Origin of the sequence: Bacillus sp. LLTC93, assembly GCF_002993125.1 — a bacterium.
Taxonomy (GTDB): domain Bacteria; phylum Bacillota; class Bacilli; order Bacillales; family Bacillaceae; genus Bacillus; species Bacillus zhangzhouensis.
In genome coordinates this window covers 493,792-512,715 of record NZ_PVME01000001.1, presented here as the reverse complement: position 1 = coordinate 512,715, position 18,924 = coordinate 493,792, and the positions used below count along the sequence as shown (strand labels likewise).

The following is an 18,924-nucleotide window of genomic DNA, read 5'->3' as shown; positions in this document are numbered from 1 at the left end:
ATATAGTGTAAAAAAAGCTGGAGGTTCTACATGAAACAATTTCTTTTCCCAGGCATACACCCATCAGTGGCTGCGATGGCAGGCATGAGGTTCTTATCTGCAACCATTGAACTAACAGCAGCCATCCTCATTTTGATTACAAATGATGTACGCAAAGCGGTTGTGATCAATAGTATATTGGCGATCATCGGGCCGCTCATTTTTATTATCACCATGACGATTGGAATCTATCAAATGGCAGGGCAGTTATCCTATGCAAAGCTCGTGTTTATTTTCATTGGTGTCGTGTTTATTCTTGTTGGGATCTATAAGTGAAACGGCTTGGCATAATTAACGACTCGCATCATACATTTTAGAGAAGAAAAAAAGGAGGGGAATTCGTTGCGGAGTTTGTTGGATATTCTCCCGCACTCGATTGGACAAGAACTCAGGCTTCTAAATGAGACAGAATGGGCGCAAATAGAAGAAATCCGCATTCGCACGGATCGTCCGATTGAATTGATGCAAGCCGGAAAACCGCGCTTTCTTTCCTATCACACAACAGGAGAAGATGCGTCTCAGCTATTAGGCAGGTTAAGCAATTACAGCATGTACACACTTGAGGAAGAATTAAAACAAGGCTATATCACCATATCTGGCGGACACAGGGTCGGTCTTGCAGGAAAGGTGATCGTTGAAAATGGATTCGTCAAAGGATTAAGAGATATATCTTCATTTAATATTCGCATCGCAAAAGAAAAAATCGGGATTGCACTTCCCTTTCTTCCTTATTTATATGAACAAAATTGGTGCAATACGCTTATTATCGGTCCTCCGCAAACAGGGAAAACAACATTGCTGCGTGACGTAGCGCGTCTTGCTAGTACAGGCACAAAAACAATTTCTCCTAGAAAAACAGGAATTATTGATGAACGCTCTGAAATTGCCGGGTGTATAAGAGGGGTGCCGCAGCATCATTTTGGGCACCGGATTGATGTGCTTGATGCGTGTCCTAAGGCTGAGGGCTTAATGATGATGATTCGGTCCATGAGTCCAGAGGTCATCATTGTAGATGAAATAGGAAAAAGTGAGGATGTACAGGCGCTTTTAGAAGCGATTCATGCCGGAGTCACCATTATCGTCTCAGCTCATGGAAATTCACTTGAAGATCTATATAAAAGGCCATCATTTAAGCCGTTATGGCAGCTTCGTGTGTTTGAACGATATGTGGAATTAAATAGAAAAAATGGTCCCGGCACGATCGGACGGATGTATGACCAAGATGGACAAGAGATGAAGTGGAGGCGGGGAGTGGACGTATGTTAAAGCTCATTGGTGCTATTTTCATTGTCGCGGCCACGACATGGGGAGGGTTCGAGTTTGCCAAACGATACAGCGATCGGCCTAAGCAAATTCGGCAGCTCCGGTTTGCTCTCCAGTCTCTTGAAGCTGAAATCATGTATGGTCAAACACCTCTAGCGCGGGCTGCAGAGCAAATTGCGTCGCAAGTAGGCCCCCCAGTGAATCGGTTATTTGAACAATTTGCAGAAAAGCTCAAAATCGGGACTTTTTCTGCACGACATGCATGGAATGAAAGTCTGGAGGATGTTTGGAAAAAGACCGTTTTGAAAAAAGGCGAATACGAGGCGCTTAAGCACTTTGGAGAAACACTTGGTCAGCATGATGTCACTGCTCAGCAAAAACATATCAAGCTAGCTTTAGGCCATTTGGAATCAGAGGAGAAGGAAGCTGAAATCGCCCAAGCGAAAAATGAAAAAATGGTCAGAAGCCTCGGATTTTTAAGCGGATTACTACTGATTCTTTTATTGATGTGAGAGGAAGGGAGTCGAGAGCATGGGCGTTGATGTGAACGTCATTTTTCAAATTGCGGGAGTAGGCATTGTCGTGGCCTTTCTCCATACGATTTTAGATCAAATGGGGAAAAAGGAGTACGCTCAGTGGGTGACGCTACTTGGGTTTATCTACATTTTGTTTATGGTGGCAACCATTGTAGATGATTTGTTTAAAAAGATTAAAGCCGTATTTCTATTTCAAGGATAGGGGAGGGCTTACAAATCGAAATCATACAAATTGTTGGACTTGGTTTAATCGCTACTTTCTTAGCATTAATCGTCAAAGAACAAAAGCCAACCTTTGCCTTTATGCTTGTTGTGTTTACAGGGTGTGTGATTTTTCTTTATTTAATTGATCAAATTTATGCCATTATCTCGATGATTGAAAAAATTGCGGCAAGTGCCGGCGTCAACATGAAGTATGTTGAAACCATTTTAAAGATTATTGGCATTGCCTATATTGCGGAATTCGGCGCCCAGCTCACGAAGGATGCTGGACAAGGCGCCATTGCATCGAAAATAGAGCTTGGCGGTAAGATCCTCATCTTAGTCATGGCAGTCCCGATTTTAACAGTCATCATTGAGACCATCTTAGGCATGATCCCGTCTATGACTTAATTGAAAAGAGGTGATGACAATGAAACGGGTGACAGCTGTTATAGGACTTATACTTTTCTTTTGGCTGATCGCTCCGCATGCAGGTGCAGAAGAAAATGTGCCTTTATCAAGTGAAGAACCAGTAGCAGAAGAAGTAGCGAATGGACAGGCTGATGCATTAGAGCTTCATTCCATCAGTGACTTTTGGGAATCCATATTGTACGAATATGGCGGCTTTCTGCCAGAAAGCCAAAAAGGCACAGTGAAGGAAATGATTGATGGCGACAAAGAACTGTCTCCACAAACGTGGCTGAAGGCATTTGTTCATTATCTTTTTCATGAGGTCATTGCAAATGGAAAGCTCCTTGGAACACTGATTTTACTCACCATCTTTTGTTCGCTTTTGCAGCTTTTGCAAAATGCTTTTGAGCAAAGCACCGTCAGTAAAGTCGCATACGCTCTCGTTTATATGGTACTCATTATTATTGCACTAAACAGCTTTCATGTAGCGATTTCCTATGCAACAGAAGCCATTCAAACGATGACCAGTTTTATTCTTGCTCTTATTCCTCTTTTATTAGCACTCATTGCTTCATCAGGCGGGCTTGTCTCGGCCGGATTCTTTCATCCTGTTATTTTGTTTTTGATGAACACAAGTGGCGTTTTTATTCAGTATGTCGTTCTTCCGCTTATCTTTTTATCAGCGATATTGAGCATCGTCAGTACGCTGACCGAACAATACAAGGTCACCCAGCTTGCCCAGCTGTTAAGAAATGTAGCGATTGGCGGACTAGCCGTTTTTTTAACCGTTTTTCTCGGCGTCATTTCTGTGCAAGGTGCATCTGCTGCCATCAGTGATGGAATCGCACTTCGTACAGCCAAATTTATCACCGGAAATTTCATCCCTGTGCTTGGCAGGATGTTTACAGATGCGACGGATACAGTCATCAGCGCCTCTGTTTTGCTCAAAAATACGGTCGGGCTTGTAGGAGTCGCCATTTTGATTTCCATTGCAGCCTTTCCGGCGATTAAGGTTCTGTCGCTTGCCCTTATATATAAGCTTGCCGCTGCCATTCTTCAGCCTCTAGGGGGCGGACCGATTATTAGCTGTCTTGATGTCATTTCAAAAAGTGTTCTTTATATATTTGCCGCACTAGCTGTTGTGTCGCTCATGTTCTTTTTAAGCATTACCGTCATCATTACTGCTGGTAATCTGACCATGATGATGAAGTAAGGAGGGGACATCTTTTGAGTTTTCTTACAGAATGGATCACAAGTATTATTCTCTTTATCTTATTTGCGATTGTGATTGATCTTTTGCTGCCCAATTCAAGCATGCAAAAGTATGCCAAGATGGTCGTCAGCTTACTGTTAATCGTCGTCATGCTCAATCCCATTTTTGCCTTATTTCGAGCGGATCCTGACCAAATTTTCTCAGAATTAATGAAAGGGAAGGAAGAAGCACAGTCAGAAGAAATAAAAAATCAGATGAATTTAGAAAAAAAAGAAATACAAGCCTCACAGCGTGCATATATTTTAAAGCAAATGGCTGTCCAACTAGAAAAAAGCGCAAAGGAGCCACTGGAGAAGGAGAGCTATGAAATGAAACACGTAGAAGTGTTGGCAGATGAGGAGCACCTTGATCAGAATATGGAGGCAGATCAATTTCGCATCAAAGCAGTCCTTTCCCCGCTCGCAGGTGATGCTGTAGAAACGGTGGCAAAGGTGGACATTGATCTCTCCAGGCAAAAGGAGGAAAGCGCTGGATCGTCATCAAAAGAGGCCGCAAGGATAAAAAAGACGCTTGCTGACATATGGAATACGAGTCCTGAACACATTGCACTGAACATTGAGGGAGGTGACGAAGCAGATGATGAATAACAAGGACTGGAAACAAAAGCTGAAATCATTGTTCCAACCACCTGAAAAAGGTGAAGGGAAGCCCAAATTAACAAAACACCATTACTTGCTACTTGTATTCATTATCGGCGTGTCTTTCATGTTAGTCAGTCAGATCCTGTCACCCTCATCAAACAAACAACAGGCTGCTGTTCCTGCTTCTAAAAAAACAACCTCTGAAGAGCAGGAGGTATTCAAACCGGCATCCTCGGGGAAACCAAAGGACTCGATTGAGGACGTTGAGCAAGAATACGAAAATCAGTTGAAAGAAATTTTAGAGACGATCATTGGTGTTGAGGATGTATCCATTGTAGTGAATGTAGACGCGACTTCTTTAAAAGTGTTTGAAAAAAACAAATCCAATAAAAGCACAACGACCGAGGAAACAGATAAAGAAGGCGGCGTGCGAAGTGTCACGGATCAAACAAAGGAAGAAGAGATCGTCATTATTAAAAACGGCAATGAAGAAACACCTGTTGTTGTCCAAACGAAAAAACCAGAAATTCGAGGTGTTCTCGTTGTTGCTCAAGGAGTAGACAACGTTCAAATAAAGAAAACCATCATTGAAGCTGTTACACGAGTGCTTGATGTACCGAGCCATAGAGTAGCTGTTGCCCCTAAAAAAATCAAGGAGGATTCGGAATGATGTTAAAAAAACAAACGGTTTGGCTATTAACGATGCTAAGTTTAGTTGTCGTATTGAGTGTGTACTATATCATGTCGCCACAAGGTGAGAATGCAGTGACAGTAGAAGATATGAAATCAAAAGGAACTGAAGAGAAAAAGACCGAAACAGAAAAAGGGACTGACAAAGGAACGGAAAAAGGCTCAGGTGACAAGTCCACTGACAAAGAAACAAACGCCAAACAAGAGGATGTTGAAGCAAGTGGTGAAGAAGGTAAGGTTGTTTCAGAGCAAACAGATGATGAGCTTTTTACAACATACAGACTAGAGCTTGAAGATAAACGAAGCAAGCAGCGTGAAGAATTCAACGAAATCGTGTCAAGTGACGATGCAACAGCACAAGAAAAAAGTGAAGCCTATGATCAAATGACAGCACTTAGTGAAGCAGAAGGAACAGAGCGTCAGCTTGAGACATTGATTAAGACGAAAGGATACAAAGATGCTCTAGTGAGTGCTGAAGGAGATAAAGTGAGCATCACCGTTCGTTCTGATAAAAAATCAAAGTCCCAAGCGGCAGATATTATTGATATGGTCACAAAAGAAATCAGAGGGCTTGATAACGTAGCTGTCACGTTTGAGCCATCCAATCAATAAAAAAATGAACAAACGTCCTTTTGCCGAAAAGGGCGTTTTTTGATGCGGTTTGACGCCCTTTTCAAGGTGCCTTCGCAAGGTGTCTGATCACAATAGTAGTTGAATTCAACGAAATCCTCCTGTAAGATGGTTATAGTATGTACTTTTAGTACTAGCCTATAAAAAAAGATAAATCCATACATAGGGGTGCAAATCCATGTTAAAAATCGAAGAAATTCATGAACTGATTAAATTAATTGACGAATCTACAATTGATGAATTTACGTACGAAAACGAAGGTGCAAAAATCAAACTGAAGAAAAATAAAGAAGTCGTTCAGCAAGTTGCGGTACAAGCACCAGTGGCTCCTGTCCAAGCAGCTCCAGCTCAACAAGCTCCTAAAGCACAAGCTCCAGCTCAGACCGAAGCCCCTGCACAAGAGGCAACTGCGTCTGAAAATCTGCATAAAATCACATCCCCAATGGTTGGCACATTTTATGCTTCATCCTCACCAGAAGCAGACCCATACGTGACAACAGGTTCTAAGGTGAAGGAAAACTCAGTTGTATGTATCGTTGAAGCGATGAAACTGTTTAATGAAATTGAAGCAGAAGTAAAAGGCGAAATCGTCGAAGTATTAGCTGAAAACGGTCAGCTCGTAGAATTCGGACAACCCCTCTTTCTAGTGAAAGCAGAGTAAGGAGTACGATCATGATTAAAAAGCTATTAATTGCAAACAGAGGAGAAATCGCAGTTAGAATCATCCGCGCTTGTAAAGAGCTAGGAATTGAAACAGTTGCGGTATTTTCTGAAGCGGATCGCGATGCGCTGCATGTTCAAATGGCTGATGAAGCATATTGCATCGGACCGACTGCTTCTAAAGATAGTTATTTAAATGTCACAAACATTGTCAGTGTAGCAAAACTAACAGGTACAGATGCCATCCATCCAGGATACGGCTTCCTTGCTGAAAATGCAGACTTCGCCGAGCTTTGTGAGGAATGTAATGTCATCTTTGTTGGACCAACTGCGTCAGCGATTTCCAAAATGGGGACGAAAGATGTCGCAAGAGAAACAATGAAGCACGCAGGAGTTCCGATTGTCCCAGGTTCTCAAGGGATTGTAAAAGATCTTGATGATGCCGTTTCAACAGCAGCAAGTATTGGGTATCCTGTTATTATTAAAGCAACTGCAGGCGGCGGTGGTAAAGGTATCCGCGTAGCTCGAACAGAAGAAGAGCTCATTAATGGTGTCAAAATCACGCAGCAAGAAGCCGCACAAAACTTTGGTAACCCTGGCGTCTATTTGGAGAAGTTCATCGAAGACTTTAGACACGTGGAAATTCAAGTGCTTGCAGATCAGCATGGGAATACCATTCACCTAGGTGAGCGTGACTGTTCGATTCAAAGAAGAATGCAAAAGCTTCTTGAAGAAACACCATCACCAGCACTTAATGCAGACATACGTGAGCAAATGGGTGAAGCAGCCGTGAAAGCAGCAGAAGCGGTTGAATACACAGGCGCTGGAACGGTTGAGTTCATTTATGATTATAATGAAGAGAAGTTCTACTTCATGGAAATGAATACTCGCATTCAAGTAGAGCACCCTGTAACGGAAATGGTCACAGGTGTTGATTTGATCAAAGAACAAATCATGGTAGCATCAGGTGAGAAGCTTTCTCTTACTCAGGAGGATGTCGTATATGCAGGCTGGGCGATTGAATGCCGTATTAATGCAGAGAACCCAGAGAAAAACTTCATGCCTTCAGCTGGTGAAATTAAAATGTATCTTCCGCCAGGCGGTCTTGGCGTACGTGTTGACTCTGCCGCATATCCGGGCTATGTGATTCCGCCATATTACGATAGCATGATTGCAAAAGTAATTACGTATGGTAAGACGAGAGAAGAAGCGATTGCGAAAATGAAACGTGCGCTTCAAGAATTCGTCATTGAAGGAGTCTACACAACGATTCCGTTCCATCTTAGATTGCTCGAGCATGAAACATTTGTGAGTGGTAATTTTAATACGAAGTTTTTAGAAACATATCAAATCATGAAATAATAACAGCTTTCGGAGGTGAATGATCGTGTCAGAAAACAATTTGCTTGAAATGAACCTTGATGAAGATCAATTGGGAAAAGTGCAAATTGCGCCAGAAGTGATTGAAGTCATTGCGGGGATCGCCGCTTCAGAGGTCGAAGGAATTGCCGAAATGCGTGGGAATTTCGCTGCTGATGTAGCAGAACGCTTTGGTAAGAAAAATCACCGTAAAGGTGTAAAAGTAGATGTCTCTGATGAAGGCATCACAATTGATGTATATTGTGTGGTTGAATTTGGCCTATCCATTCCAAAGGTATCCACTGCTGTTCAAGAAAATATCCGTCAAACCCTTTTGAACATGACTGCCTTAACGATTAATGAAATCAACATTCATGTCGTTGGCATTCAATTTGATACAAAAGCACCTGAGGCTGAAGTAGATCAAGAAGTGTAAAAAAGGGTTCAATTGAAACCAAGGAGGCATCGCCTCTTTGGTTTTTTAAAGCCCATTTTTGGGTAAGTTCCGAATATTGATTACGTCACGTGTTGATTTATTCGTTTTTCGCCACAGCCCGCATGGATCTTGGTGCGACCACGGTCAAAATATGTTATGATCTCTGTATGGCTTAACGACAAGCGGATAAAGTGGTTAAAGGAGTAAATAATGAAAAGAAGAACTGCAAGAGAAAAGGCGCTACAAACATTATTTCAAATTGATGTCAGCAATATTGATCCGAAAGAGGCCATTACACATGCGCTGGATGAACAAGAATCAGATCCTTTTTTCGAGGAGCTGGTTTTCGGTGTGCTTGAACAAAAGGACAAGCTCGATGAAATGATTTCACAGCATCTTGTGAATTGGAAACTCGATCGTATTGCGAACGTAGACAGAGCCATTTTAAGGCTATCTGTGTACGAGATGGTGTATCAAGATGACATCCCGGTTAGTGTGTCAATGAATGAAGCCATTGAACTGGCCAAATTATTCGGTGATGATAAAGCGCCGAAATTTGTAAATGGTGTACTTTCAAGCATTAAAAACGACCTAAAGCAGCAATAGGAGGATTCGACATGACAGCAACAATCATCGATGGAAAAGAAACAGCAAAAGAAAAGCGTGAACAATTAGCAAAAGAAGTAGAAGAGCTAAAACAAAAAGGAGTCACACCTGGTCTTGCCGTTATTCTAATCGGTGATGATCCGGCGTCACTTTCTTACGTACGCGGGAAGAAAAAAGCAGCAGAAGCAATGGGCATGCATTTTCAACTTGATCATTTAGATGCTTCTTTAACAGAAGAGGAATTGCTTCAGCTGATTGATCAGTACAATACGAATGATCAATTCCACGGGATTCTTGTTCAGCTTCCACTGCCAAAACACATTTCTGAAAAAGCCGTCATTGAACGTATTTCACCAGAGAAAGATGTAGATGGTTTTCATCCGTTAAATATCGGGAAAATGCTACTAGGAGAAGATACATTCCTTCCTTGTACACCAGCAGGTATTGTTGAATTGCTGAACAAAACAGGAGTTAATCTTTCTGGTAAAGAAGTGGTTGTTGTTGGACGAAGCAATATTGTCGGCAAACCAGTTGGACAATTGCTGTTAAACGAACATGCAACCGTCACATACTGTCATTCAAGAACAGCGAATATTTCAGAACATACGTTAAAAGCGGACATTTTAGTTGTTGCCGTCGGTCGAGCAAACTTTATTAAAGCTGACCAAATTAAAGAAGGCGCTATTGTCATCGATGTAGGAGTCAATCGTTTAGATACTGGAAAGCTTGTAGGCGATGTTGATTTTGAAGAGGCAAAAGAAAAAGCTTCTTATATCACACCAGTCCCTGGCGGAGTCGGTCCAATGACGATTACGATGCTTGCACATAATACGGTTAAATCAGCAAAACGTACATTAGCATAAGCTTTATCCATTCATCCACCTGCATGCTGCTGGTGGATGAATGTGCGTTTTTGAAGAGGAGGAATACGTCATGAGTGAAAAAGCCTTTGTGACGGTCACAGCCCTTACAAAATACATAAAAAGAAAATTTGATGTGGACCCGCACTTAGAAGATATTTGGATCAAAGGTGAGTTATCCAATGTGAAGATTCATTCAAGAGGTCATGTTTACTTCACCTTGAAAGATGAAAACGCACGCATGCAAGCTGTCATGTTCCAGCGCTCCGCTTCCAAGCTGCCTTTTTCACCAAAGAGCGGGATGAAAGTGTTTGTACGCGGCGGGATTCAAGTATATGAACCAAGCGGCAACTATCAATTATATGCAAAGGAAATGCAGCCTGATGGTGTTGGTGCTCTTCATCTCGCTTATGAAGAGCTGAAGAAAAAGCTAGCAAGTGAAGGCTTATTTGATGCGCGTTATAAAAAAACAATTCCTGAATATCCAGAAGTCGTTGGTGTGATTACATCCCCAACAGGAGCGGCTGTTCGAGATGTCATTACAACCATCAACAGGCGCTATCAGCAGGCCAAAATCATCGTGCTTCCGGCGTTAGTCCAAGGTGAAAATGCCACCCGTTCAATCGTTGAACGGATCAAAGAAGCAAATGAAAAGCAAATCTGCGATGTCTTGATTGTCGGAAGAGGAGGAGGTTCGATTGAAGAACTTTGGGCCTTTAATGAAGAGGCAGTCGCAAGAGCGATCTTCGCATCAGACATTCCAATCATTTCTGCAGTTGGGCACGAAACGGATTTTACGATCAGTGATTTTACTGCAGACATGAGAGCACCCACACCAACAGGAGCAGCCGAGCTAGCTGTTCCAAGCACAGCCGATTTAATGGAACGAATCAAATCGATCGACATTCGGTTAACACGAGCCGTGAAGAATCGAACTTCCCAAGCGAAGGACCGTCTTGTGGCGCTTCAATCCTCTTATGCCTTCCGTTTTCCAAAGCGATTACAAGAGCAAAAAGAGCAGCAATTCGATATGGTATTTGATCGTTTTCAAAAACAGCTGACGAGACAAATTGAACAAAAACGCAGTCAGCTTGACCGCCAGACATACAGATTAAAGCCGCTTCATCCAAAAGAGCAGCTGCTTCAGGCGAAAAAACGTCACGCCAATGAAACAGATCAACTCATCCGCAGTATGAATGTGCAAATGAAATCAATTCATTCGCAGTTCCAATCTGTTCTTGGTAAACTAAATGCATTAAATCCGCTTCAAGTGATGGAAAGAGGCTACAGTTTAGCCTATAAAGAAGATGAACTGATTAAAAGTGTGAACCAAGTAAATACGAAGGATCAGCTGACCATTACAATGAAGGATGGGCGTCTTATTTGTGAGGTTATTGAGAAGGAGGGACAATCATCATGACAGAATCAAATAAACAAAAAGAAGAACAAATGACATTTGAAGAGGCCATGAAAGGTCTTGAAGAGATTGTTGGGAAGCTCGAAGAGGGAGATGTACCGCTTGAGCAAGCCATCCATTATTTCCAAGAAGGTATGACACTTTCAAAGCTTTGTCATGAAAAGTTACAGCATGTTGAAAAGCAAATGGATTTCATTTTAAAAGAGGATGGTGAACTGGCTCCTTTTTCAGTGAAGGAGGCAGATGCTGGTGACAAGTAATTTAAATGATTTTTTGACAACACGAAAACAGGCAATCGAAGATTATTTATTTACATATGTTCAGGAATTGCATATCCCAGAAGACTTGAAATCCTCTATGCTTTATTCTTTAGAAGCAGGCGGAAAAAGGCTTCGCCCTGTTCTCGTCCTTGCTCTTTTAAATGCCTATGGAAAAAGTGAAAAAGACGGCATACCTGTTGGCTGTGCAGTGGAAATGATTCATACGTATTCATTGATTCATGACGACCTTCCATGCATGGATGATGACGATCTTCGCAGAGGAAAGCCGACCAACCATAAAGTATATGGAGAAGCAACAGCGGTTCTTGCAGGCGACGCGCTTTTAACCGAAAGCTTCCGCCTGATTACATCGCAACTATCTGACAATGTATCCGCTGATCAAAAGCTCAGAATCATAGATGAACTTGTAAAATCAGCAGGTGCGCTTGGAATGGTTGGCGGTCAATTTGATGATATGGAAGCAGAGCAAAAACAACAAATACCTCTTGCTGAATTAGAATCCATTCACGCCCGGAAAACAGGAAAGCTTCTGACCTTCAGCGTAGCAGCAGGTGCGATGCTGGCAGGTGCATCTGATGACGATATCGAAAACTTGAGAGAATTCAGCTATCATATCGGTATTGCTTTTCAAATCCGTGATGATATTTTAGATCTCGAAGGAAGCGAAGAAAAGATAGGAAAACGGGTCGGCTCCGATACAGCAAATGAAAAGTCGACATATCCTTCTTTATTAACTCTTTCAGGCGCAAAAGAAAAACTAAATGAACACATCACACGTGCAAAAAAAATTGTCTCAAATCTGGAGTTAGAGCAGCAATTATTGCATGATTTATGTGATCTGATTGCCTCAAGAGATCATTAAAAACAGCCTAGATTTGAGGGTCCTCGAGCAATTGTGGTAAACTGTAAACAGTTTATTATGATGAGACAACGCTTATTCCTCAATTGGTTTTCATAGGAATAAGGCATTATATATGTATGTAGAAATTTTGTTGAAAGCGAGTTGATCCTGATTGGATCTTTTATCTATAAAAAATCCAACGTTTCTAAAAGGAATGTCAAATGCAGAATTAGAGGAGCTTAGTGCTGACATTCGCATGTTTTTAATTGAGTCCTTAGCTAACTCTGGCGGGCACATCGGTCCGAACCTAGGTGTCGTTGAACTCACTGTTGCACTTCATAAAGTATTTGACAGCCCGAAAGACAAATTCCTTTGGGATGTTGGACATCAGTCTTACGTTCACAAGCTGTTAACTGGGAGAGGAGCGGAGTTTGATACACTTCGTCAATATAAAGGACTTTGCGGTTTTCCTAAACGAAATGAAAGTGAACATGATGTATGGGAGACGGGTCACAGTTCAACCTCATTATCTGGCGCGATGGGTATGGCGGCAGCGCGGGATATCAAAGGAACAGATGAATATATTCTTCCGATTATCGGAGATGGTGCGTTAACCGGCGGTATGGCGTTAGAAGCGCTGAATCATATCGGAGATGAAAAGAAAGATATGATTGTCATATTAAACGACAATGAAATGAGTATTGCACCAAACGTCGGTGCCATTCACACAATGCTTGGCAGACTGCGCACAGCTGGTAAATACCAATGGGTAAAGGACGAGCTCGAATACTTATTCAAGCGCATTCCAGCCGTAGGTGGAAAACTTGCTGCAACAGCAGAACGTATTAAAGACAGCTTGAAATATTTACTTGTGTCGGGCATGTTCTTTGAGGAAATGGGCTTCACCTACTTAGGTCCTGTAGATGGACATTCCTATGAAGATCTTTTTGAGAATCTTGAATATGCAAAGAAAACGAAAGGTCCTGTCCTCCTGCATGTCATCACGAAAAAAGGAAAAGGCTATAAGCCGGCAGAAGCTGATAAAATCGGGACTTGGCACGGCACAGGTCCATACAAAATCGATACAGGTGATTTTGTGAAACCGACAGCAGCAGCCCCGTCATGGAGCGGTCTAGTCAGTGAAACCGTCAGAAAGCTCGCGCGGGAAGATGAGCGAATTGTCGCGATTACGCCTGCGATGCCTGTTGGCTCAAAGCTTGAAGGGTTTGCAAAGGAATTTCCAGAGCGAATGTTTGATGTAGGGATTGCAGAGCAGCACGCAGCCACAATGGCGGCTGGACTTGCAACGCAGGATATGAAGCCATTCTTAGCCATTTACTCAACGTTCCTTCAAAGAGCCTATGATCAAGTGCTGCATGACATTTGCCGTCAGAACCTCAATGTGTTTATCGGAATTGACCGTGCGGGTCTTGTCGGTGCAGATGGAGAAACGCATCAAGGTGTGTTTGATATTGCCTTCATGCGCCATATGCCGAATATGGTTCTTATGATGCCAAAGGATGAAAATGAAGGACAGCACATGGTCAATACAGCCATTCAGTATGATGACGGTCCTATTGCGATGCGCTTCCCGCGCGGAAATGGACTTGGCGTCAAAATGGATGAACAGCTGAAAACCATTCCGATTGGGTCATGGGAAGTTCTTCGTCCAGGGAAGGATGCCGTGATTTTAACATTCGGTACGACCATTAAAATGGCGCTGCAAGCAGCAGAGGAACTGCAAAAAGAAGGGAAATCGATTCGTGTCGTCAATGCTCGTTTCATTAAGCCCCTTGACGAAGAGATGCTAAGTGAAATACTGTCTGAAGACATTCCGATTTTGACGATTGAAGAAGCTGTGCTCCAAGGTGGATTTGGAAGCAGCGTATTAGAATATATACACGACAAGAAAGCGTCACATATAAAGGTAGAACGGATGGGCATTCCAGATGAATTTATTGAGCATGGAAGTGTTGATGCCCTACTTGAAGAAATTGGTCTGACGAATGCGCAGGTGGCTGAAACTTTACGTGCCCTGCTTCCCGCAGCACCAAGAAAAGGAATTGGATCATGACATCAAAGAAAGAACGACTTGACGTTTTATTAGTCGAACAAGGACTAATGGAAACGAGAGAGAAAGCAAAGCGTGCCATTATGGCAGGGATCGTTTACTCAAATGAGAACCGTTTGGATAAACCAGGAGAGAAAATCGCTCGTGATACACCGCTCACTGTGAAGGGGAATCCTTTGAAATATGTGAGCCGCGGCGGCTTAAAACTTGAAAAAGCGCTAAAAGAATTTGACTTAACAGTTGAAGGGAAATTGCTGATTGATATCGGCTCATCAACAGGTGGATTCACAGATTGTGCACTTCAAAATGGAGCGGTCAAATCATACGCTGTTGATGTTGGCTACAATCAGCTTGCATGGAAATTAAGGCAGGATGACCGCGTGATCGTGATGGAACGCACCAATTTCCGCCATTCCGTCCCAGCTGATTTTACTGAAGGATTGCCAGAGGTTGCGTCGATTGATGTATCTTTTATTTCACTCAAACTCATTCTTCCGGCTTTAAAACATATTCTTGTCCCAGGCGGTGACTGTATCGCGCTCGTCAAGCCCCAATTTGAAGCAGGTAGAGAGCTTGTCGGAAAAAAAGGCATTGTGCGTGATCCATCTGTCCACCTCGGTGTGCTAGAAGAAATGAATCAATTTGCTGCAAAAGAAGGCTATGACGTAAAGGATGTTTCATTTTCACCAATCACAGGTGGAGATGGGAATATTGAATTCCTTCTTCATTTGATGCTTCATCCTGATCAAGAGGAGAATGCGGCACTTCCAGCTTCTGAACTTGAGAAAGTGGTCAAGGAAGCCCATTCCGTATTGAAAGAAAAGAAAAACAGTCCTGAGCCGGCTGACACATGATATCATTCAAACAAAAGGAATAATAGCTCGCTATTATTCCTTTTTACATGGTCAAAAGACGAGAATCGACAGTTTCTCACGTAATGCTTGTTTTTTGAAGTGTGCATCATATAACATAGAACGTAAAGACAAACTGAGAATCAAACGCCTAGGGGGGTCAAAATGAATAAAGGTCAAAGGCATATTAAGATTAGAGAAATCATTGCAAGCCAAGAAATCGAAACACAGGATGAATTGGTCGATATTTTGAAAGCCGATGGATATAACATCACACAAGCGACCGTTTCTAGAGATATTAAAGAATTACATTTAGTGAAAGTACCGACGAACAATGGAACATATAAATACAGTCTTCCTGCGGATCAGCGGTTTAACCCGCTGTCAAAGCTGAAGCGATCCCTAATGGATGCATTTATTAAAATGGATGCTGCCAGTCATTTAATTGTTCTCAAAACAATGCCGGGTAATGCTCAGGCGATTGGTGCTTTAATGGATAATTTAGATTGGGAAGAAATTATGGGAACGATTTGCGGGGATGATACCATTTTAATCATTTGCCGCACACCAGATGATACGGATACAGTTTCGGCCAAAATTTTAGAGCTTCTATAAAGAGATCAGGTTTACAAAAAGAGGTGTCAAATGAGTGTTAGCAGAACTAACCATTAAAAACTTTGCAATCATTGAAGAGTTAACGGTTTCATTTGAAAAAGGACTCACGGTTCTAACAGGGGAAACAGGTGCCGGAAAATCAATCATGATTGACGCTGTCTCACTTCTTGTAGGGGGAAGAGGATCATCTGAATTTGTTCGTTACGGTGAAAAAAAAGCAGAGCTGGAAGGGCTTTTTCTTGTGCCGGCAGATCATCCTGTATTTGCCCTATGCGAAGAGCAGGGAATTGAGGCATCGGATGAAATGATGATTCTTCGTCGTGATATTAATCAAAGCGGGAAAAGCATCTGCCGCATTAATGGCAAGCTTGTCACGATTTCTCTTCTGAGAGAAGTAGGACGGCTTTTGCTCGATATACATGGACAGCACGATAATCAGCTGTTGATGGAGGATGAAAACCATTTGCATTTGCTTGATCAATTTGGGGCAGAAGAAATTGCGCCTGCTTTATCACAGTACCATGAAGCGTATGATCAATATACCAAGACCGCTCAAAAGCTAAAACAGCTGTCTGAAAATGAGCAGGAAATGGTGCACCGTTTAGACTTACTGCAATTTCAGTTGGAAGAAATTGAAGCGGCTCAATTAGAACCGGGAGAAGATGAGAAGCTTCAGGAAGAACGTCATCAAATCAGCAACTACGAAAAAATCTATTCCTCACTTCAAAACGCGTATAACGCCCTACGCAATGAGCAAGGAGGGCTTGATTGGGTTGGAATGGCTTCAAGCGAGCTAGAGCAGGTTTCTGAGATCAATGATGATCTGAAAAAGCTTTCTGAGCAAGTCTCGAACTCCTATTACTTATTGGAGGATTCTACCTTCCAAATGCGCAGCATGCTGGATCAGCTAGAATTCGACCCGGCGCGTCTTGATTTTATTGAGTCTAGGCTGAATGAAATGAAGCAGTTAAAGCGAAAGTATGGCGCAACGGTTGAAGAAATCTTGGAGTATGCGGCTAAGATTGAAGAAGAAATAGATCAAATCCAAAATCGAGACAGTCACCTGCAAACGCTCAAAAACAAACTGGATGCGATGAGCCGCGATGCACTGCTGGAAGCACTCAACGTGTCAGAGCTTCGCAAAAAATGGGCTAAAAAGCTAGCGAAGCAAATCCAAGCAGAGTTAAAGGATTTGTATATGGAGAAGTCATCCTTTGATACGGCTTTTGCCATTCGATATGCGCCCTTTGGCAGCACGAACTGCCCCCTTTTAGACGGAAAACCTGTCCAGCTCGGGAAAAATGGAATAGACCAAGCGCAATTTGTCATTTCTACAAATCCGGGCGAACCGATGAAATCTTTATCAAAAGTAGCCTCCGGTGGAGAAATTTCACGTGTCATGCTGGCAGTGAAGAGTATTTTCTCAGCCAAACAAGAAGTCACATCCATTATTTTCGATGAGGTTGATACAGGCGTCAGTGGCAGGGTCGCACAGGCCATTGCCGAAAAAATTTATAAAGTAGCGGCAGGATCACAAGTGCTTTGCATCACACATCTGCCCCAAGTAGCTGCAATGGCTGACACACATCTCTTCATTTCTAAACGCTCTAAAGCCGGCAGAACACTAACGAGTGTCAAGCCATTAAGTCATGCAGAAAAAGTGAGTGAAATTGGCCGGATGATTGCAGGTGTGGAAGTCACTGAGCTGACAAAACAGCATGCAAAAGAATTATTGCACCAAGCAAATGATGTCAAAATGACAAGGTAGCTGAATGACCAGCTGCCTTTTTTATGTTGTCTAAAATTCGCTGTATATACGCATGAAATCGTCTTTTTCTTTTATCAATTTATCCAATCATTTTCTACATGTGGCAGTTATAAATCCTCGCGAAGAAGGCAAAAGTATAGATGTAGCCAAAACATTAGTGTTCTGGTGTGGGTAAGGAGCGAGGAGAGTGAAAAATGAATGCCCGAAAAGATGAGAAAAGCCATTGGTGTTATTCTCCTTGTTTCTTTAATAAGTACAGGGTTTATGAGCATAGTGAAGGAATATATCAGCATTCCAACAAACGTTGCTGTATTTGAAAAAGAGAAGCACTCAATTGAGACATCGATTGAAGCGTCAGCCAATACTTCTTCACCAGCCTTTAGTCTTTCAGAGAAAAAGAATCAGCTTGAAGTAACTGGACAAAAGGCGGGGAAAGCCGAAATTGTTTATGATTTTAAAGGATTTCCTATTAAGAAAACAAAAGTCGATGTTCTCCCTGAATTAAAAGTCATTCCTGGAGGACAATCCATTGGCGTCAAGCTCCACTCTGTCGGAGTTCTCGTTGTAGGTTTTCATCAAATCACAACGGCAGACGGCAAAAAATCACCAGGTGAAGCCGCAGGCATTCAATCAGGGGATATGATCATTGAAATAAATGGTCAAAAGATGGAGAAAATGAATGACCTCACCCCATTTATCCAGAAAGCAGGAAAAACGGGTGAAACACTTCATTTACTCATAAAGAGAGATCATAAAACCTTTCAAACAACATTAACACCCGCAAAAGATGCAAGTGAAGGCACCTATCGAATTGGTCTTTACATTCGTGATTCCGCAGCAGGAATCGGAACGATGACCTTCTTTGAACCATCTTCTAAAAAATATGGTGCCCTTGGGCATGTGATTTCTGACATGGATACAAAAAAACCAATCGTTGTCGACAATGGTGAAATTGTCAGATCAACCGTAACATCGATCGAAAAAGGCACAGGAGGCAATCCTGGAGAAAAACTGGCGAGATTTTCTTCCGAGCGAAAAACGATAGGTGATATCTCGCGCAACAGTCCATTCGGTATATTTGGTACATTAACCGAAAAGCTCGAAAATCATGTAGCGGACAAACCTCTTCCAGTCGCTTTATCAAATGAAGTAAAAGAAGGTCCAGCAGAGATATTAACCGTTGTGGACCATGATAAAGTGGAGAAGTTTGATATTAAAATCGTCAGCACAACACCGCAGAAATTCCCAGCCACAAAAGGGATGGTGCTAAAGATAACAGATGAACGATTATTAAGCAAAACGGGTGGAATTGTTCAAGGAATGAGCGGAAGCCCCATCATCCAAAATGGCAAAGTCATTGGAGCGGTCACACACGTATTCGTTAATGACCCGACAAGCGGATATGGCGTACACATTGAATGGATGCTGTCAGAAGCAGGAATCGATCTGTATCAAAAAAACAAAAAAGCAAGCTGATCATGAAACTGCCGTGAATCTTCCGGCAGTTTTTTTCTCCCCTTTCTTTCTCTGCCATC

General features: G+C 42.3%; 22 protein-coding genes. All 22 read left to right on the top strand.

Annotation, left to right across the window (positions count from 1 at the left end):
• Window positions 1–30: 30 nt before the first annotated feature.
• The 22 genes from C6W18_RS02730 (at window position 31) to spoIVB (ending at window position 18,865) form a co-directional block, all read left to right on the top strand.
• The gene (locus C6W18_RS02730; RefSeq protein WP_034319668.1) at window positions 31–315 is read left to right on the top strand and encodes a YqhV family protein; all 285 of its coding nucleotides are present in this window, start codon (window positions 31–33) and stop codon (window positions 313–315) included.
• 66 nt (window positions 316–381) lie between these two features.
• Complete coding sequence (spoIIIAA, locus tag C6W18_RS02725) at window positions 382–1,305, top strand: stage III sporulation protein AA (protein ID WP_034319671.1); 924 nt, start codon at window positions 382–384, stop codon at window positions 1,303–1,305.
• On the top strand, window positions 1,299–1,814 hold the full coding sequence (spoIIIAB, locus tag C6W18_RS02720; protein ID WP_105925800.1) for a stage III sporulation protein SpoIIIAB: 516 nt from the start codon (window positions 1,299–1,301) through the stop codon (window positions 1,812–1,814). The genes spoIIIAA and spoIIIAB overlap by 7 nt, the downstream gene beginning before the upstream one ends.
• Before the next feature lie 19 nt (window positions 1,815–1,833).
• Window positions 1,834–2,040, top strand: a complete 207-nt coding sequence (gene spoIIIAC, locus C6W18_RS02715) for a stage III sporulation protein AC (protein ID WP_003153142.1) — start codon at window positions 1,834–1,836, stop codon at window positions 2,038–2,040.
• A complete protein-coding gene (gene spoIIIAD, locus C6W18_RS02710) occupies window positions 2,037–2,450 on the top strand; it encodes a stage III sporulation protein AD (RefSeq protein ID WP_087978339.1) in 414 nt (137 codons plus the stop codon). The genes spoIIIAC and spoIIIAD overlap by 4 nt, the downstream gene beginning before the upstream one ends.
• A 19-nt stretch (window positions 2,451–2,469) precedes the next feature.
• Window positions 2,470–3,663: a stage III sporulation protein AE gene (gene spoIIIAE, locus C6W18_RS02705; protein WP_105925798.1), complete on the top strand. Its 1,194-nt coding sequence runs from the start codon at window positions 2,470–2,472 to the stop codon at window positions 3,661–3,663.
• Between the two features lie 14 nt (window positions 3,664–3,677).
• Window positions 3,678–4,310, top strand: coding sequence for a stage III sporulation protein AF (gene spoIIIAF / locus C6W18_RS02700; RefSeq protein WP_105925796.1), 633 nt, complete (start codon window positions 3,678–3,680; stop codon window positions 4,308–4,310).
• Window positions 4,303–4,974: a stage III sporulation protein AG gene (gene spoIIIAG / locus C6W18_RS02695; RefSeq protein ID WP_105926369.1), complete on the top strand. Its 672-nt coding sequence runs from the start codon at window positions 4,303–4,305 to the stop codon at window positions 4,972–4,974. Before spoIIIAF ends, spoIIIAG begins: the two co-directional genes overlap by 8 nt.
• Window positions 4,974–5,606 (top strand): SpoIIIAH-like family protein, encoded by a 633-nt coding sequence (locus C6W18_RS02690; protein ID WP_189318032.1) that lies wholly within the window; start codon window positions 4,974–4,976, stop codon window positions 5,604–5,606. The genes spoIIIAG and C6W18_RS02690 overlap by 1 nt, the downstream gene beginning before the upstream one ends.
• Before the next feature lie 196 nt (window positions 5,607–5,802).
• Complete coding sequence (accB, locus tag C6W18_RS02685; protein ID WP_034319686.1) at window positions 5,803–6,285, top strand: acetyl-CoA carboxylase biotin carboxyl carrier protein; 483 nt, start codon at window positions 5,803–5,805, stop codon at window positions 6,283–6,285.
• 11 nt (window positions 6,286–6,296) lie between these two features.
• Entirely contained in the window at window positions 6,297–7,646 is a 1,350-nt protein-coding gene (gene accC, locus C6W18_RS02680) for an acetyl-CoA carboxylase biotin carboxylase subunit (protein ID WP_034319689.1), read from the top strand.
• A gap of 25 nt (window positions 7,647–7,671) precedes the next feature.
• Window positions 7,672–8,079, top strand: coding sequence for an Asp23/Gls24 family envelope stress response protein (locus tag C6W18_RS02675; protein WP_034319693.1), 408 nt, complete (start codon window positions 7,672–7,674; stop codon window positions 8,077–8,079).
• Between the two features lie 210 nt (window positions 8,080–8,289).
• Complete coding sequence (gene nusB / locus C6W18_RS02670; protein WP_034319695.1) at window positions 8,290–8,685, top strand: transcription antitermination factor NusB; 396 nt, start codon at window positions 8,290–8,292, stop codon at window positions 8,683–8,685.
• An 11-nt stretch (window positions 8,686–8,696) separates the two neighbouring features.
• Window positions 8,697–9,548, top strand: a complete 852-nt coding sequence (gene folD / locus C6W18_RS02665) for a bifunctional methylenetetrahydrofolate dehydrogenase/methenyltetrahydrofolate cyclohydrolase FolD (protein WP_034319697.1) — start codon at window positions 8,697–8,699, stop codon at window positions 9,546–9,548.
• A gap of 70 nt (window positions 9,549–9,618) precedes the next feature.
• Window positions 9,619–10,965, top strand: coding sequence for an exodeoxyribonuclease VII large subunit (xseA, locus tag C6W18_RS02660; protein WP_105925792.1), 1,347 nt, complete (start codon window positions 9,619–9,621; stop codon window positions 10,963–10,965).
• Window positions 10,962–11,222: an exodeoxyribonuclease VII small subunit gene (locus tag C6W18_RS02655; protein WP_003215880.1), complete on the top strand. Its 261-nt coding sequence runs from the start codon at window positions 10,962–10,964 to the stop codon at window positions 11,220–11,222. The genes xseA and C6W18_RS02655 overlap by 4 nt, the downstream gene beginning before the upstream one ends.
• Window positions 11,206–12,105 (top strand): polyprenyl synthetase family protein, encoded by a 900-nt coding sequence (locus C6W18_RS02650; RefSeq protein ID WP_373465686.1) that lies wholly within the window; start codon window positions 11,206–11,208, stop codon window positions 12,103–12,105. Before C6W18_RS02655 ends, C6W18_RS02650 begins: the two co-directional genes overlap by 17 nt.
• 151 nt (window positions 12,106–12,256) lie before the next feature.
• Window positions 12,257–14,158 carry a 1-deoxy-D-xylulose-5-phosphate synthase gene (gene dxs / locus C6W18_RS02645; RefSeq protein WP_105925790.1) on the top strand — a complete coding sequence of 634 codons (1,902 nt, stop codon included), beginning with the start codon at window positions 12,257–12,259 and terminating at the stop codon, window positions 14,156–14,158.
• Complete coding sequence (locus tag C6W18_RS02640; protein WP_034319707.1) at window positions 14,155–15,009, top strand: TlyA family RNA methyltransferase; 855 nt, start codon at window positions 14,155–14,157, stop codon at window positions 15,007–15,009. The genes dxs and C6W18_RS02640 overlap by 4 nt, the downstream gene beginning before the upstream one ends.
• A 162-nt stretch (window positions 15,010–15,171) precedes the next feature.
• On the top strand, window positions 15,172–15,621 hold the full coding sequence (ahrC, locus tag C6W18_RS02635; RefSeq protein ID WP_105925788.1) for a transcriptional regulator AhrC/ArgR: 450 nt from the start codon (window positions 15,172–15,174) through the stop codon (window positions 15,619–15,621).
• 34 nt (window positions 15,622–15,655) lie between these two features.
• Complete coding sequence (gene recN, locus C6W18_RS02630; protein WP_105925786.1) at window positions 15,656–17,389, top strand: DNA repair protein RecN; 1,734 nt, start codon at window positions 15,656–15,658, stop codon at window positions 17,387–17,389.
• 198 nt (window positions 17,390–17,587) lie between these two features.
• Complete coding sequence (gene spoIVB, locus C6W18_RS02625) at window positions 17,588–18,865, top strand: SpoIVB peptidase (RefSeq protein ID WP_034319714.1); 1,278 nt, start codon at window positions 17,588–17,590, stop codon at window positions 18,863–18,865.
• Window positions 18,866–18,924: the final 59 nt, after the last annotated feature.